This is a genomic window from Streptomyces shenzhenensis (assembly GCF_003688995.1).
GTDB lineage: Bacteria > Actinomycetota > Actinomycetes > Streptomycetales > Streptomycetaceae > Streptomyces > Streptomyces shenzhenensis_A.
Genome location: NZ_PENI01000004.1, coordinates 175,363 through 189,385, shown reverse-complemented (window position 1 = coordinate 189,385; position 14,023 = coordinate 175,363). Strand labels below are relative to the sequence as shown.

Below are 14,023 nucleotides of genomic sequence, written 5' to 3'. Positions count from 1 at the left end.
TCACCTCTCCTTCTGCAGTACGGACAGGGCGGCGATGAGTCCGGCCTGGGGCTCGGGGTGCACTTCGAGGACGTCCAGCGGGGCGAGGCGGCGCTCGCGCTCGCTGTGCATCACCCGGTCCAGGTGCTCGACCAGCAGGTTTCCGGCGCGCTCGCGCAGCCGTGTCGCGCGGTGCGCGGTCAGGCGGTCGGCGAGGCCCTCGCCCGCGGACCGGGCCCGGCGACCGCCCAGGACGACGGTGGCGGTCAGGGCGGCGACGACCTCCGGGTCGGGCGCGACGCTCCGGTCGATCTCGCGCACCTCGTCCTCGGCGTACTCCTCGACCTCGCGCCGCCACCGCCGTACGGCGAGGCCGATCCGGTGCTCGGCGCTGTCCAGCGAGGCATCCCGGTCGGCGAGCCCCGGTGCGGCCGCTGCGGGCTCGCGCCGCCAGGCCTCGTCGACGCGCTCGTCGGCGGCGGTGACGGCGCACAGGAGGAGCGCGGCCAGGCTCCCCACCAGGGCGTCGAGCAGTTCTCCGGCGGTGCAGTCGAGGGGGAAGGCGCGCCAGCGCTTCAGCGCGTCCCCGGCCAGCACGATCCCGGCGTTCAATTGCCCGCGCACCCGCGTGTGCTCGCCCTCGTACGCCCTGTCGACGGCGGTGACCAGGCGCAGCGCCGCCGCGTGCTGGGCCGCGGCGGCGCTGGCCAGCTCGGGCATCCGCGTCTTCAGCGAGTTGAGCATGCCGTACGCCGTACGCGCCATGATGTGCTGCCGGGATGCCGGGTCCTGCGCCTGGTGGACGAGCCAGCTCCGCAGGGGGGCCACCGCGGATGCGGGCAGCAGGCCGCCGCCCCAGACGGACTCGGGCAGCTCGGGCACCGTGAAGCGGGGTACGTGGCCGAGGCCGGCCTTGGTGAGCAGGGCGCCGTACTGCCGGGAGACCTCGGAGACGACCTGGTGGGGCACCCGGTCGAGGACGGTCACCAGGGTGGCGTCGTACTCCTTGGCGGTGCGCAGCAGGTGCCAGGGCACCGCGTCGGCGTACCGGCCGGCCGTGGTGACCATGATCCAGATGTCGGCGGCGCAGATCAGGGTGGCGGCGAGGAAGCGGTTGTCGGCGACCAGGGAGTCGATGTCGGGGGCGTCGACCAGGGCCAGCCCGCGCGGGAGGCTCTCGGCCGTCTCGATCCGCAGGACGCGCGCGGGGTCCTCGCCCAGGGGCAGCAGATCGTCCCCCGGGTCCTGCTGGGGCACCCACACGCGCGTGAGGCCGGGCAGCACCCTCATCCCGCTGAACCAGTGATGATCCTCCGGATGGCACACCAGGACCGGGGTCCGGGTGGTCGGCCGCAACACGCCCGCCTCGCTGACGCGCCGCCCCACGAGGGAATTGACCAGCGTCGACTTGCCCGCCCCGGTGGATCCGCCCACGACGGCCAGCAGGGGCGCTTCGGGGCTTCTCAACCGGGGCACCAGGTAGTCGTCGAGCTGTGCGAGCAGTTCGTCGCGGTTGGCACGCGCGCGTGGGGCCCCCGCCAAGGGCAGCGGAAAGCGTGCGGCGGCGACACGGTCGCGCAGGGCGGAGAGTGCGTCGAGCAGCTGAGGCCGTACGTCCAAGGTCACCACATGCGAAGAATGCCCAATTTTAGGGGAATTCTGAAGCATATGGAGTTGTCTGCGTGCCGACGGAACACATCGGACGGAAGGGACGACCGGGACACGGGCACAGTCAAGGCATAACGAGTGCACAACACCCGGTGCCCGAGGCGCCAAAAGCGATGCACGATTCGCACCTGCCTGCGATTATCAGGACCGCTTCACCGAACCTCCACATTGAGCCACGGAGGCGAAGCAACAGGGACAAGGATCCGGGAGCCCTATCCTTGTCCCCGGCAACGTCACGGATCAGCCCACACCCGGGCACCACGAACGAGGCCACCACATCGGCCCCCGTAGCTCAGTGGATAGAGCAGGCGCCTTCTAAGCGCTTGGCCGCAGGTTCGAGTCCTGCCGGGGGCGCCCGTCGCCGCCCTCCTTCGGGAGGGCGTTCTCGCAGGTCAGAGGGGAACCTCCTTGGCCCAGGGAACCGGACAGCCACGTACCGTCACGGCCCGTCCCCGGTGGTCCGCGAGCCGGCCCACGACACACCGGGCCGAGATCGCCCGGAGCACGGGCCCGCCGTTGCCCGCCCACGCAGCGCCCCGGGCCGGCGGGACGACGGCATTCAGCCGCCCCGTGAGGCAGGTACGACGGCAGTCATAGACATGCTTGCCCGCAGGAGATTCTTTACTCGAACGGCGTAAGCATCGCCGCACGTCACACCGGGTCCATTTCCCGTCCACGTACTCGACGGCGAAGGCGTACCAGCTCTTCTCCACCGCCTTCCCGGCGATAGTGACGGCGGTCCTGTGGCTATGCCGAAGGGAACACCGCCATTCACCCCGCCGTATCCGAAGCTTGCTTCGACGCTGGTCTTTCGACCGGTCGGCGGTGAGAATGGCCGACGGGCAAGTGACCTCCGGTCCACGCGAGTTGGCAGGGAAATGGCAGCGCGAACCTCACCGTGGCGCCGGAGAGCGGAGAAACACCGGTCCCGTGCGACCAGTCGATGATTCAGCGGCGCATCACGGTGGACAAGCCCGTACGTATCGACGTCAACGGCACCGAAGGATCAAGCGGCGTGGCCGCCTGGAAGATTGACGCGATCTGACGCACCGGCGGTCTGCGCGACGCACCTGTCCGGCGCCGCTCACTATGGTTGGCGGACCCTGTGGCTGCGGTCTGCCAGGAGGCGGAGCAGTCTCTCAGCCTCCGCGTCGGCGCCCAGGCGCCATCGTGCGGTGCTGAGGTTCGATGATCTCCTCGGCGCGTGTGGCGCTCGCCAGATAGTGGTCGGCGATACGGCGCAGTGCCCGCGCGCGTTCCTGCGGCGGTTCGTCCTCCCGCGCCTTCGCGGTGGCGTGCAGACGTACGAGATCGTGGAAGCGGTGGCGTCCTTCTCCGGCGTCGAAGAGCAGGCTCGCGTCGTGCAGCGTCTCCAGCAGGTCCGCGGTGTCCCCCTCACCGGTGTGCGCCGCCTCCGCCACCGCGCTTCCGAACTCCGCGCCGGGGTGCAGCCCCAGCCGCCGGTACAGCCGGGCGGCCGGCGGTGGCAGGGTCCGGTACGACAGATCCAGGGCCGCCCGCACATCGTGGTCGCCGTCGATGGCCAATGCCTCCAGCCGGTCGTGCTCCTCGGCGAGGGCGCTGACCATCGTCGTGATCCGCCGTTCGGGCCGGGCCGCGAGCCGGGCCCCGGCGACCCGGACCGCCAGCGGCAGCCCGGCGCACAGCTCGACCAAGGTGCGTGCGTCGTCGGGCTGTTCGGCGACGCGTCCGTCGGCCAGGGTGTCCGCGAGCAGTTCCAGCGCGGCCTCGGGCGCGAGCGACTCCAGATGGACCGGGAAAGAGCCGTCGACGGTCAGCCCCGGCAGACGGTGGCGGCTGGTCACCGTCGTCACGTTGCCGCTTCCGGGTAACAGGGGGCGTACCTGGGCCGCGGTCGCCGCGTCGTCGAGCAGCACGACGAGGCGTCGACCCGCGGTCAACGACCTGTACCGCGTGGTCCGTTCGGCGAGCGCCGCGGGAACCTGTTGCGCGGGGACCCCGAGGGCCCGCAGGAAGCGTCCGAGCACCTCGTCCGGGCGCGCAGGACCGGCCGGCGCCGGGATGAGGGCCAACACCCGGGCCGAGTGGTCACGATTGCGAATCGATGCGTCCTGATCTCTGGACGACCGCCCCTCGCCCCTGCCCGGCTCGGCCGACGCCGTCGACGGTGTGCAGATGTCGTCAACAGAGCGTCAAAATGCTGGTCAGCGGCCATACTTGAGAGGGCGTGGGAGATCCCGCGACGGTTCGACGCCGGGAGGGGCGTGCGGTGAGACTTGACGGGAAAGAGCCGGGGAAGGTCGAGGTACGGCTCAAGTGGGACCCGAGTCCCCTGGGTGAGGCGCCCCGGCATCTCGACATCGTCGCCGCGGCCTACTCCGTGGACGCCCCCTACGGACGCCCCGCGTACGTCGTGCACTACGACAGCCGGTCACCGGACGGCACCATCAACATGACCCGGCACAGCCAGACCGGCCAAGGCTTCGGGTTCGTCGAGGTGATGGTCCTGGAGGTGGAACGGCTGTCGTCCGCCTACGGACGGGTGGTCGTGGGCGTGGTCATACACCAGGACCCCGTCCCGCGTACGTTCGGCGACATGTCGAACGCCGGGGTGGTGGTCATCGCGGGGTACCAGGAACTGGTGAACGACGACTTCTCCCAGGTGGCCGATTCAACCGCGACCACGGTCGTGGAGTTCATCAGGAACGGCTCCGGCGAGTGGGAGCTGCACGAGATGATCCAGGGCTCCGACAGCGATCCGGCGAGCTTCATGCAGGAGATGGGCGGCATCCGGCACTCCTGACGCCCCACCCGCTCCCGCGCCCCTGACGCCGCCCGCCCGTGCCGCACTCCGCCGCCGCGGCGGAGTCGTCCGGGAGATACAGTCGAGCGGCCGGGAAGCGGAGGGGGAGAGACGGATGCGGCTGCGCTGTGCGGTGCTTGACGACTTCCAGGGTGTGGCCGTCGGGTCGGCCGACTGGTCGGTGCTGGCGGACCGGGTGGAGGTCGTCCCGCTGCGTGAGCACCTCGCCGACGAGGACGCCCTCGCCGCGGCCCTCGCCGACTTCGACATCGTGGTCACCCTGCGCGAACGCGTCCCGTTCCCCGGCTCACTGCTCGCCCGCCTGCCACGGCTGCGGCTCCTCGTCGCCTCCGGCATGCGCAACAGCGTCATCGACTACGCCGCCGCCGAGGCGCACGGCATCACCGTGTGCGGTACGGCGAGTTCCTCGACCCCGCCGGTCGAACTGACCTGGGCCCTGCTGCTCGGCCTCGCCCGCGGCATCGTCGAGGAGAGCCACGCCCTGCGCACCGGCGGCCCCTGGCAGTCCACCGTCGGCGCCGACCTGCACGGCCGCACGCTCGGTCTGCTCGGGCTCGGCCGCATCGGCAGCCAGGTCGCCCGGGTCGGCCTCGCGTTCGGCATGCGCGTCACCGCGTGGAGCCGGAATCTCACCCGGGAGCGCGCCGAGGAGGTGGGGGCCGAACCGGTCCTCACCAAGGAGGACCTGCTGGCCGGAAGCGACTTCGTCTCCGTGCACCTGGCCCTCGGCGAACGCACGCACGGCCTGCTCGGCCCCGCCGAACTCGCCCTCATGAAGCCGACCGCCTATCTGATCAACACCTCCCGCGCGGCGATCGTCGACCAGGACGCACTGTTGGCGGCATTGCGCGAGGGCCGGATCGCGGGCGCCGGCGTCGACGTCTTCGACATCGAGCCGCTCCCGGCCGGCCATCCGATGCGTACCGCGCCCCGGTTGCTGGCGACGCCCCACCTCGGCTATGTCTCGCGGGCCAACTATGCGACGTACTACGGCCAGGCGGTCGAGGACATCCAGGCGTACCTGGCGGGTGCTCCGGTCCGACGGCTGCCCTGAACCGCGCGCGGGCGTGCGGTGCCGGCCATGGCTCACCCCTCGTACGGCCCCGCCGTCGGCCGTCGTGATCAGGCGCGCAGGGTGCGGGCCGGCAGGACGACGTGCGCGGCGGCGTTCAGGGTCTCCTCGGCGCCGACGAAGGCGGCGAGGAATTCGGGGGTCAGGGGCGCGCCGGGCCGCGCCTGGGGCCAGGGACGGGTGGTGAACACCAGGTAGGCGTAGCCGCGTTGGGCGACGGCGGCGAGCCACTCCGGCGGGACGGGGCACTGGGCGCTCAGCTGCGGCAGGGTGACGACGGCCTGGCCTGACTGCACGAGCAGGGTGATGGGCAGGCTGGGCCTGGTCGCGCCGTCGACGAGGTCCCCGCCGACCGGCAGTCCGTTGTTCTCCAGCAGCCGCTCCACGGCGGCGGCCGTCGTCGCGCCGCCGCCCTCGGCGTCCCCGAGGGAGTACGCCAGCAGGTAGGGCATGTCGGTTCCGTCGGAGGCCTCGCCGCTCCAGGCGAGCACGACGAGCGTGCCCAGGTCGACCGGGCGGAAAGGGCGGATTTCGGTTGTGGTTGAGGTCACCCGCGCGACCCTATCGACGGGCCCGCGAGCCGCCTGCCGGGTTCTCACCCGACCGGCGCATCGGCCGCGGGGTGGCCACACGAACGAGGGACGCCGATCGGCGTCCCTCGAATCCCTCACGTCAGGCCGGTCAGCTCTGCAGCGGCAGTCCGCCGAGAAGCGGGTTGTGCTGGTTCAGGGCGCCGGTCACGCCCTTCACCGTGTTGAGCACGGAGCCTTTGTTCTCGGTGTCGAGCGCGTTCGACTGGTGCCGCAGCGGCATCGCGTCGTCCACGGTGAGGGGACCCTTGGTGAGCGTGTTGACGGCACCGGTGAGGCTGGTGGGTGTGAGGTCGGCGGTGTCGTGGGCGAACGCGGGCGCCGCGCCGCCCGCGAGGGCCACGGAACCGGCTACGACAGCGGCAGCCTTCAAGGACTTCATCGTGTTCCTTTCTCGGCAACTCATGTCACCTCGGGGCATTCCGACACCGTGTCCAACGACGTCCGAACAGCGCGGAAACCCCACCGGTGCAAGACATATGAGATCCCCTGCGAGGACTTGCCGGCGTCGGTGCAGCCCGCGATGGCGACCGCGAACCGGCCGTCCTCCCGCGGCATTCCGCGGGAGGACGGCCGGCAAGGGGGCTGCCGTCCCGTCAGCCGTTGGCGCAGACGTTGCCGAACGACGGGTTCAGAAGGGCGATGACGTCGACGGTGTTGCCGCAGAGGTTGACCGGCACATGGACCGGGACCTGGACGACATTGCCCGACAGCACACCCGGGGACTGGGCGGCGGCGCCTTGCGCGCCACTGTCAGCAGCGGCGACACCCGCGCCACCGGCGACGGCCGCGACGGCAGCGGTGGTCAGGGCCAGGCCCTTCGCGATACGCGACATGGAGAGGTGCTCCTTGGGATCGACACAAACATCCGGGCGGACACCCGGCGCTGTGTCAACGCACCGCATTGCCGCGAGTTGTGCCGCCGATGGAGTGATCTCCCCCGGGGCCAATAACCGTCTGCGGGCGCATACTTCGCCGCCGAATGCCGACGCACGCGAGTGCAGCCATTCGGTGGATTATCGCGGTACCCGAGTTTGAACAAGAGCGAAGAGTCACGCATTCCTGGCATCTTGAGGGCCTCTCCAGTCAGCATTCCGGAAGGTCCCCTATGCAAGCCCGGTCCAGCAGCATCAGCCCGGCCCTCCCGTCACAACAGTCATCTGCCGGCAGAAAAGCAGCGCCCGAATCGCCGTACAGAAGCCCGTTCGACGGCACATGGTGGGTCTGGGCCATGGCCGGAGTGTTGTTCTTCCTGTACTCGGCTGTTTCGCTGCGCATCCATCAACGGATGCTCTCCAACAGCTATGACCTGGGGATCTTCGAACAGGTTGTCCGCTCGTACGCGGACGGACATCTACCCGTCTCCGAACTGAAGGGGCCCGGATTCCCCGTTCTGGGGGATCACTTCTCCCCCGCCCTGGTCCTCGTCGCCCCCTTCTACGCACTGCACCGCTCGGCGGCCACCCTGCTCGTGGTGCAGGCCGCGCTGATCGCGCTGAGCGTGGTCCCGCTGGCGCTCTGGGCGCGCAGGGCCCTGGGCCCCGTGGCGGGCACGGTGATCGGTGCCTGCTACGGGCTTTCCTGGGGCATCGCGAGCGCCGTCGGCTTCGACTTCCATGAAGTCGCCTTCGCCGCCCCGCTGCTCGCGTTCTCCCTCGCCGCTCTCGGCAGCGACCGGCTGACCGCCGCGGCGTGCTGGGCGTTGCCGCTGCTGCTGGTGAAGGAGGATCTCGGGCTCACGGTCGGCGTGATCGGCCTGGTCATCGCCTGGCGCGGTGCCCGCAGACTCGGCCATGTGACGGCGGCGACCGGTCTGGTCGGGACGCTGCTGGCGCTGCTGGTGATTCTGCCGGCCTTCAACCCGAGTGGTTCGTTCGCCTATTGGTTCCTGGCGGACACTCCTGCCGGAGCCGCGGGCGCGAGCGGCGGCAGCGGGCCGCTGGACCTGCTGTACCGAGGCACGGTGGGTCTCGTCGCCCCGCAGACCAAGCTGTCGACGCTCGTGCTCCTGCTGGCCCCGACCGTGTTCCTGGCCGTGCGGTCCCCGCTGCTGTGGGTCGCCGTCCCGACGCTCGTCTGGCGCCTCTTCTCGAACAACTATGTCCACTGGGGTACCGGCTACCACTATTCGCTGGTCCTGATGCCCATCGTCTTCGCCGCCTTCGTCGACGCCCTGGTCCGACGGGGCACGACGGTCGGCAGCCTGCGACGGTATCTCGCCGCCGCGGCCGCGGTCGCCCTCATGGCCCTGCCGAGCTTTCCTTTCTGGCAGCTCTTCAACCCGGCCACCTGGCGGACGGATCCGCGCGTCGCCGTCGCCCACAGCCTGATGAAGAAGATCCCCGACGACGCCACGGTCCAGGCATCCACATATCTCGTCCCCCAGCTCACCAACCGTACGAGCGTGAGCCTCTACGGCTATCCGGTCAGCCGCCCCTCCCCCCAGTGGATCATGGTGGACACCTGGGTGGCGCCCCGCTGGCGATGGCCACTGACCTACGAGGCGGAACGCGGCCTGCTGGAACAGGCCCGCAGTAGCGGGTACCGCACCGTCGCCGACCGTGACGGCTTTGTTCTGCTGCACCTCACCGGCCGGCCCGAACGCACGCCGGTCTCCGGCGACTTGAACGCCTCCGAGCACAAAGGCTGATCTCACCGTAGGACACGTCCGACCAATGACCCCGCATCGGGAAACGTAGGAGCGTGGTGCTGTCGTGAAGCCCTCCCTCTGCCTCTGCATGATCGTCAAGAATGAGGCCGGCGTCATCGAGCGATGCCTCGCCTCCGTCCACGATCTGGTGGACACCTGGGTGATCTCGGACACCGGATCGACGGACGGAACCCAGGAACTGATTCGCCGCGCCCTCGACGGCGTCCCGGGCGAACTCCACGAGGAACCCTGGGTGAATTTCGGTCACAACCGCACCCTGAACATCCAGCATGCCCGCGGCAAGGCCGACTATCTGCTGCTCCTGGACGCGGACCACGTCCTCAGACGGGAAAGCCCCCTCCCCCGGCTGACGGCGGACGCATACATGCTCCGGCACGAAGGAGCCACCGAATACCGGATCAGGCGCTTGGTACGGGGGGACGTCCCCTGGCGATACGAGGGCGTCACCCACGAATACCTCACCGCGGACGGGCACGAGACACAGGAGAACCTCGACGCGCTGGTCGTCGAGGACCATGCGGACGGCGGCTCGCGGCACGACAAGTTCGAGCGCGACGCCCGCCTGCTCAGCGCCGAGATGGAACGCGACCCCAGCAATACCCGCACGGTCTTCTACCTGGCCCAGACCATGCGCGACATGGGCAACACCCCTGAGGCGATCAGGCTGTACGAACACCGCGCGTCGATGGGCGGCTGGGCGGAGGAGGTCTACTACTCCCTGCTCCAGGCCGGAATCCTGCGCGCCGATTCCGGTGACATGCCCGCCGGGGTGGACACGCTGACCCAGGCGTGGGAGTCACGTCCGCAGCGGCTCGAAGCGTGTTACGAGCTGGCCTCGCGGCTGCGCGGCATGGGCCGCCATCACATGGCGCACGCGATCGTCGTCGCCGCCCTGGCCAAGGAGCAGCCGGACGACATCCTGTTCACGCAGCCCTGGGTCTACCGCTGGGGCCTGCTGTCCGAGTTCTCGATCACGGCGTACTGGGTGGGCGACTTCGAGGGTTCGCTCCAGGCCTGTGACCGACTGCTCGCCATGCCCGAGCTGCCCCCGGCCCACCGCACCCAGACCCTCGTCAACCGTGAGTTCGCCGTGCGCAGGCTGGCCACGATCCCGGAGCCGGGTCACGGCCTCAGGGGCGGCAGGGGAAAGCGATATCACAAGGACGCGAGGGCCCACTGACCCTCCGCCGGCCGAGTGCGGCAGGGCGGAAAGCCAACGATGCTCCCGCGCCGACGAGTTGGGGTTTCGCACCCCTGTCTCGACGGCGCGGGAGCACCACGCGTCGCGGGCACCGGCGCAGGCCGCCGGACAGCGGCCGCAAGGGGAGACCAGCCCGTGAATCCCGTGATTTCCACGCCCATTTGACGGCGCCACAGCCTGGTATTCGAATGCCCCGTACGGCGTTGATTAGCCGATTAAATGCAGGCTCTCCGAGTGACATATGCGCCACTTTCAGCCCACTTGATTCGAGTCGCCTGGATTTGCAGGAGACATATGCAGTTTGCTGCTCTCACCTCATCCCCCTCAATTTTGTCACGAAAGGCATGGTGGGTTTTGGTGCATGGGGCTTTTAAGACCGGCGGCGCCTCGTCGCTGGTTCTCGGAGCTGTGAGCCTCGGCCTTACTTTGGGTCTCTGCGGCCCTGCTACGGCACACACATCCTCTCTAGCGGGCCGGGCTCACGCTCAGACCGGCGCCGCAAAGGCAGACCGGATCGCACTGCGAGCCGGATCGAAATCGAATCAAAGGAATCTCCGCGCCGCCGTCACGGGGACGGTGACCGCACAGACCGGCGTGAACGTCCGCGCTTTGCCGACGACTGACTCGCCGAGCCTCGGCTCGTTCCCCTTCGGGGCGAACATCTCTCTCCTGTGCCAGGAGGCGGGCCAGTCGGTCGACGGGAACATCTGGTGGTACAAGCTCGCCAACCAGAACGGGTGGGTGACCGCCCGTTATGTGAGCGCGTCCGGCGTGCCGCTGTGCTCGGACGTCCCGGGTCCCACCGGCCCGACGGGTCCCTCGGGCCCGACCGGCCCGACCGGTCCTTCCGGCGGTCCCACCGGCCCGACGGGTCCGGCCGGCTCGCAGGGTGTCGCCGGACCGACGGGGCCGCAGGGCGTCCAGGGGCTGCAGGGCATCCAGGGTCCGCAGGGCGTTCCGGGCATCCAGGGCAACACCGGACCGACCGGCGCCGCCGGCCTCAACGGCGTCAACGGTGCCACCGGCGCAACCGGACCGACGGGCGCGGTCGGCCCCCAGGGGGTCGCCGGGCCGACGGGAGCCCAGGGCATCCAGGGCATCCAGGGTGTCCAGGGCATCCAGGGTCCGCAGGGCAATACCGGACCGACCGGCGCCGCCGGCCTCAACGGTGTCACCGGGCCGACCGGGCCCGCCGGGCTCAACGGCACCAACGGCCTGAACGGGGCCACCGGACCGACCGGCCCGGCCGGCCTCAATGGCACCAACGGTCTCGACGGAGCCACCGGCCCGACCGGCGCCGCGGGCCTCAACGGTGTCACCGGACCGACCGGACCGACCGGCGCCGCAGGCCTCAACGGGACCAACGGTCTCGACGGAGCCACCGGCCCGACCGGACCCACCGGCGCCGCAGGCCTCAACGGGACCAACGGTCTCGACGGAGCCACCGGCCCGACCGGACCCACCGGCGCCGCAGGCCTCAACGGGACCAACGGTCTCGACGGAGCCACCGGCCCGACCGGACCCACCGGCGCCGCAGGCCTCAACGGGACCAACGGTCTCGACGGAGCCACCGGTCCCACCGGACCCACCGGCGCCGCAGGCCTCAACGGGACCAACGGTCTCGACGGAGCCACCGGCCCGACCGGCGCCGCAGGGGCCACCGGCCCGACCGGACCGACCGGCCCCGGCGCGACGGTCCTGAGCTCGACCACCGATACCCTGGCCGCCGGTGACACCGGCACGTTCAGCGGTCCCACGTGCCCCGCGGGGACCACGGCCGTCTGGGGTGGTGTGACCCAGACCGCGGGAACGGGTCCGCTCAATGTGCAGTCGGGCACCGGCGGTGCGGCCTGGACGGTCACCGTCGTCAACGGAGGCGCGGACGCCGCGTCCTTCACCGTCCAGTCGGTCTGCCAGTAGCCCGGCCGATCCCTCGAAGACCGCAGCCGTCGCAGGCTCGCCCTGGTGACTGAGCGGTCTCCCGACCGGTCCGTGCCGTCCGCCTCCGCAGCGGGCGGCACGGACCGTTTTCCTGTGTCCGGACGCTCCTCGCACGGGTGATCCGACGTCCCGCGCCTTCGGGGCGCCCTGGGGACCACGCACATCGGCCGCCCTCCCGTTCGGGAGGGCGGCCGATGGAGTGCTCGGCGGCGTCAGCCGTTGCGGCCGAACGCAGGCCTCAGGTCCGGCACTCTACGGAGTCACCGGAAGGACGTGCTTCGTCCTCGCCGGTACAGGATCACCCCGCCCGCGATGAGCAGGGCGCTGAGGCCGGAGGCCGCCAGCGTGGTCGCGCTGCCGGTCTCGGCCAGCTCGGGCCGGGATTCGCGGCTCGCGCGGACCGGCTCCGACTCCCGCCCCGTGGAGGAGTCCCCGGTGGAGGACTCGGACGCCGGCTCCGGTACGGACGAGCCGGGCCGGACCGGTTCGGCGGGGGTGGCCGGCGGCGCCGGGGGGTTCACGGCGGGCGGGGTGCTCACGGCGGGCGGAGGCGTCACGACGCCCGTCGGTGGCGGCGGCTGCTGAGTGCCGGTGTCACCGGGAACGGTCGGCTCCGGAACATCAGGCGTCACCGGTTCGGGCCGACTCGCGCCGTTGGCACAGGAGTTGCCGAAGGCCGGATTCAGCAGGGCGAGGACGTCGACGGTGTTGCCGCAGACGTTGACCGGCACATGGACCGGCGCCTGCACGGTGTTGCCGGACAGAACACCCGGGGAGCCCGAGGTGGTACCGCCGGCGACCGAGTCGGCGACGGCGGCGAAGTCGCACAGGGACAGAACGCTCGTCGCGGCGGCGGCCACGACCATTCCCCTGCTCAGGGTCTTTCGCAATCTCGTTGTCTTCCTGCTTGAAGAAGTGGGAAGGCCGGCCCCGGATCAACCGTCCGGGGCCGGCCACCGCACGGCCCGAAGGCTCGTGCGTGGTGTCCGTACCGTCAGCCGTTGGCGCAGGTGTTGCCGAAGGCCGGGTTCAGCAGTCCGATGACGTTGATGGTGTTGCCGCACACATTCACCGGAATGTGCACGGGGACCTGGACGACATTGCCGGACAGAACACCGGGGGATCCGACGGCAGCACCCTCGGCACCGGAGTCCGCGAAGGCCGGGGCGGCAGCGCCCAGAGCCAGGATCGCGCCCGCGACGACGGCAGCGCTCTTCTTCATGAACTTTCCCTTCTCTGCGGTCATGCCCCTTGGTCGGCCGAAACCGAGCGAGCACAGCTTGTATGGCTCGCACCATGACCGGCAGGCTGTAGAACGAGGGATAGACGGCCGAAGAAACTACAGAACGTGCGGCATCCTGCAATTCACTCGAACGCCTTCGTAAGATTGACACGGGAGGGGAAACAGTTCGGCTGAGCGATGGACAACAGGTTCGACGGGGATTTCACGGAAAAGTCCGCCCGGGCGGCGCGCGAAACGGCACACGGCCCGAACGGACTTCCACGGGGTCGGCTCAGTGGTTGCCGACGCCGTTGCCCGACAGGGCAGAGACGCCGTCCACTAGATGCGACAGCGGCTCGTCGCCCTTGCCCTGGGTCGCGTTCTCGGCGCACTGCTGGTTCTGCGGCGCCGACAGGACGGGGACGTCCTGCACGGCGACCGGGACGGCGCCGACGACCGAGCCGGCGTTCGCCTCGACCGGCAGACCGACGCAGAGCTTGTTCAGCGAGCCCTGCACCAGGGTGGCCTGCGGGCTCAGGTCGCCCCCGGTCACCTGGTTGCCGAACGCCTCGCGGGCGCCGTCGCCGCCGGCGGAGGTGGTCCCGCTGTCGTTGCCGATGGCAAGCGCCTGCGGGGCGAGCGCCGCCGACGCACCGACGACGGACGCCGCGACCGCCGCCACGGCCATTGCCTTCTTCAGCATTTTCGCTTTCCTTTCCCGACCCATGGCCAATCCTGGCCCATGGCCAAGACGCATGTTCCTGCCCCGCATCAACCCGCCACGAGCGGAATGGTTGCGGCACGTCACTCGATCGGATCGTCCGGCGGGAGCGGAATTAACGCACCCCACGGAGGCGCAATCCGGCGCGGCGG

13 protein-coding genes, 1 tRNA gene and 1 pseudogene are annotated in these 14,023 nt (G+C 70.4%); 7 read left to right on the top strand and 8 right to left on the bottom strand.

Annotated elements, in window-relative coordinates; all coding sequences use genetic code 11:
* Positions 1-1,608, bottom strand: a complete 1,608-nt coding sequence (locus CTZ28_RS08535) for a dynamin family protein (RefSeq protein ID WP_121888656.1) — start codon at positions 1,606-1,608, stop codon at positions 1-3.
* Positions 1,609-1,928: 320 nt separating this feature from the next.
* Here CTZ28_RS08535 and CTZ28_RS08530 point away from each other — a divergent pair.
* A tRNA-Arg gene (locus tag CTZ28_RS08530) sits at positions 1,929-2,001 on the top strand.
* Positions 2,002-2,545: 544 nt separating this feature from the next.
* A complete protein-coding gene (locus CTZ28_RS46870; RefSeq protein ID WP_183154306.1) occupies positions 2,546-2,692 on the top strand; it encodes a hypothetical protein in 147 nt (48 codons plus the stop codon).
* Between the two features lie 115 nt (positions 2,693-2,807).
* Here CTZ28_RS46870 and CTZ28_RS08525 read toward each other — a convergent pair.
* Positions 2,808-3,686 (bottom strand): annotated as a pseudogene (locus CTZ28_RS08525) (ATP-binding protein); the annotation flags it as partial.
* A gap of 212 nt (positions 3,687-3,898) precedes the next feature.
* On the opposite strand from CTZ28_RS08525, the gene CTZ28_RS08520 reads away from it, so the two are divergent.
* Complete coding sequence (locus CTZ28_RS08520; RefSeq protein ID WP_121888654.1) at positions 3,899-4,432, top strand: TerD family protein; 534 nt, start codon at positions 3,899-3,901, stop codon at positions 4,430-4,432.
* 115 nt (positions 4,433-4,547) lie between these two features.
* Positions 4,548-5,507 (top strand): D-2-hydroxyacid dehydrogenase family protein, encoded by a 960-nt coding sequence (locus CTZ28_RS08515; RefSeq protein WP_121888653.1) that lies wholly within the window; start codon positions 4,548-4,550, stop codon positions 5,505-5,507.
* Between the two features lie 68 nt (positions 5,508-5,575).
* On the opposite strand, the gene CTZ28_RS08510 is transcribed toward CTZ28_RS08515, so the two are convergent.
* From CTZ28_RS08510 to CTZ28_RS08500, 3 genes are all read right to left on the bottom strand, one after another.
* Positions 5,576-6,076: a DUF5949 family protein gene (locus CTZ28_RS08510; RefSeq protein ID WP_121888652.1), complete on the bottom strand. Its 501-nt coding sequence runs from the start codon at positions 6,074-6,076 to the stop codon at positions 5,576-5,578.
* 130 nt (positions 6,077-6,206) lie between these two features.
* Complete coding sequence (locus CTZ28_RS08505; protein WP_121888651.1) at positions 6,207-6,497, bottom strand: hypothetical protein; 291 nt, start codon at positions 6,495-6,497, stop codon at positions 6,207-6,209.
* 214 nt (positions 6,498-6,711) lie between these two features.
* Entirely contained in the window at positions 6,712-6,951 is a 240-nt protein-coding gene (locus CTZ28_RS08500) for a chaplin (RefSeq protein WP_121888650.1), read from the bottom strand.
* A 395-nt stretch (positions 6,952-7,346) separates the two neighbouring features.
* Between CTZ28_RS08500 and CTZ28_RS08495 the strand changes: the two genes are divergently transcribed.
* The 3 genes from CTZ28_RS08495 to CTZ28_RS49260 all read left to right on the top strand — a co-directional run bounded on the left by CTZ28_RS08495 (position 7,347) and on the right by CTZ28_RS49260 (position 11,907).
* Entirely contained in the window at positions 7,347-8,765 is a 1,419-nt protein-coding gene (locus CTZ28_RS08495; protein ID WP_259471509.1) for a DUF2079 domain-containing protein, read from the top strand.
* An 88-nt stretch (positions 8,766-8,853) separates the two neighbouring features.
* Positions 8,854-9,966: a glycosyltransferase gene (locus tag CTZ28_RS08490; protein ID WP_121888870.1), complete on the top strand. Its 1,113-nt coding sequence runs from the start codon at positions 8,854-8,856 to the stop codon at positions 9,964-9,966.
* 240 nt (positions 9,967-10,206) lie between these two features.
* On the top strand, positions 10,207-11,907 hold the full coding sequence (locus CTZ28_RS49260) for an SH3 domain-containing protein (RefSeq protein WP_121888648.1): 1,701 nt from the start codon (positions 10,207-10,209) through the stop codon (positions 11,905-11,907).
* A gap of 281 nt (positions 11,908-12,188) precedes the next feature.
* Here CTZ28_RS49260 and CTZ28_RS49255 read toward each other — a convergent pair whose 3' ends face one another.
* The 3 genes from CTZ28_RS49255 to CTZ28_RS08470 form a co-directional block, all read right to left on the bottom strand.
* Entirely contained in the window at positions 12,189-12,818 is a 630-nt protein-coding gene (locus CTZ28_RS49255) for a chaplin (RefSeq protein WP_310887595.1), read from the bottom strand.
* A 104-nt stretch (positions 12,819-12,922) separates the two neighbouring features.
* Positions 12,923-13,150: a chaplin ChpD gene (gene chpD / locus CTZ28_RS08475; protein ID WP_121888869.1), complete on the bottom strand. Its 228-nt coding sequence runs from the start codon at positions 13,148-13,150 to the stop codon at positions 12,923-12,925.
* A gap of 292 nt (positions 13,151-13,442) precedes the next feature.
* Positions 13,443-13,853, bottom strand: a complete 411-nt coding sequence (locus tag CTZ28_RS08470) for a rodlin (RefSeq protein ID WP_121888646.1) — start codon at positions 13,851-13,853, stop codon at positions 13,443-13,445.
* Between the last annotated feature and the right edge of the window lie 170 nt (positions 13,854-14,023).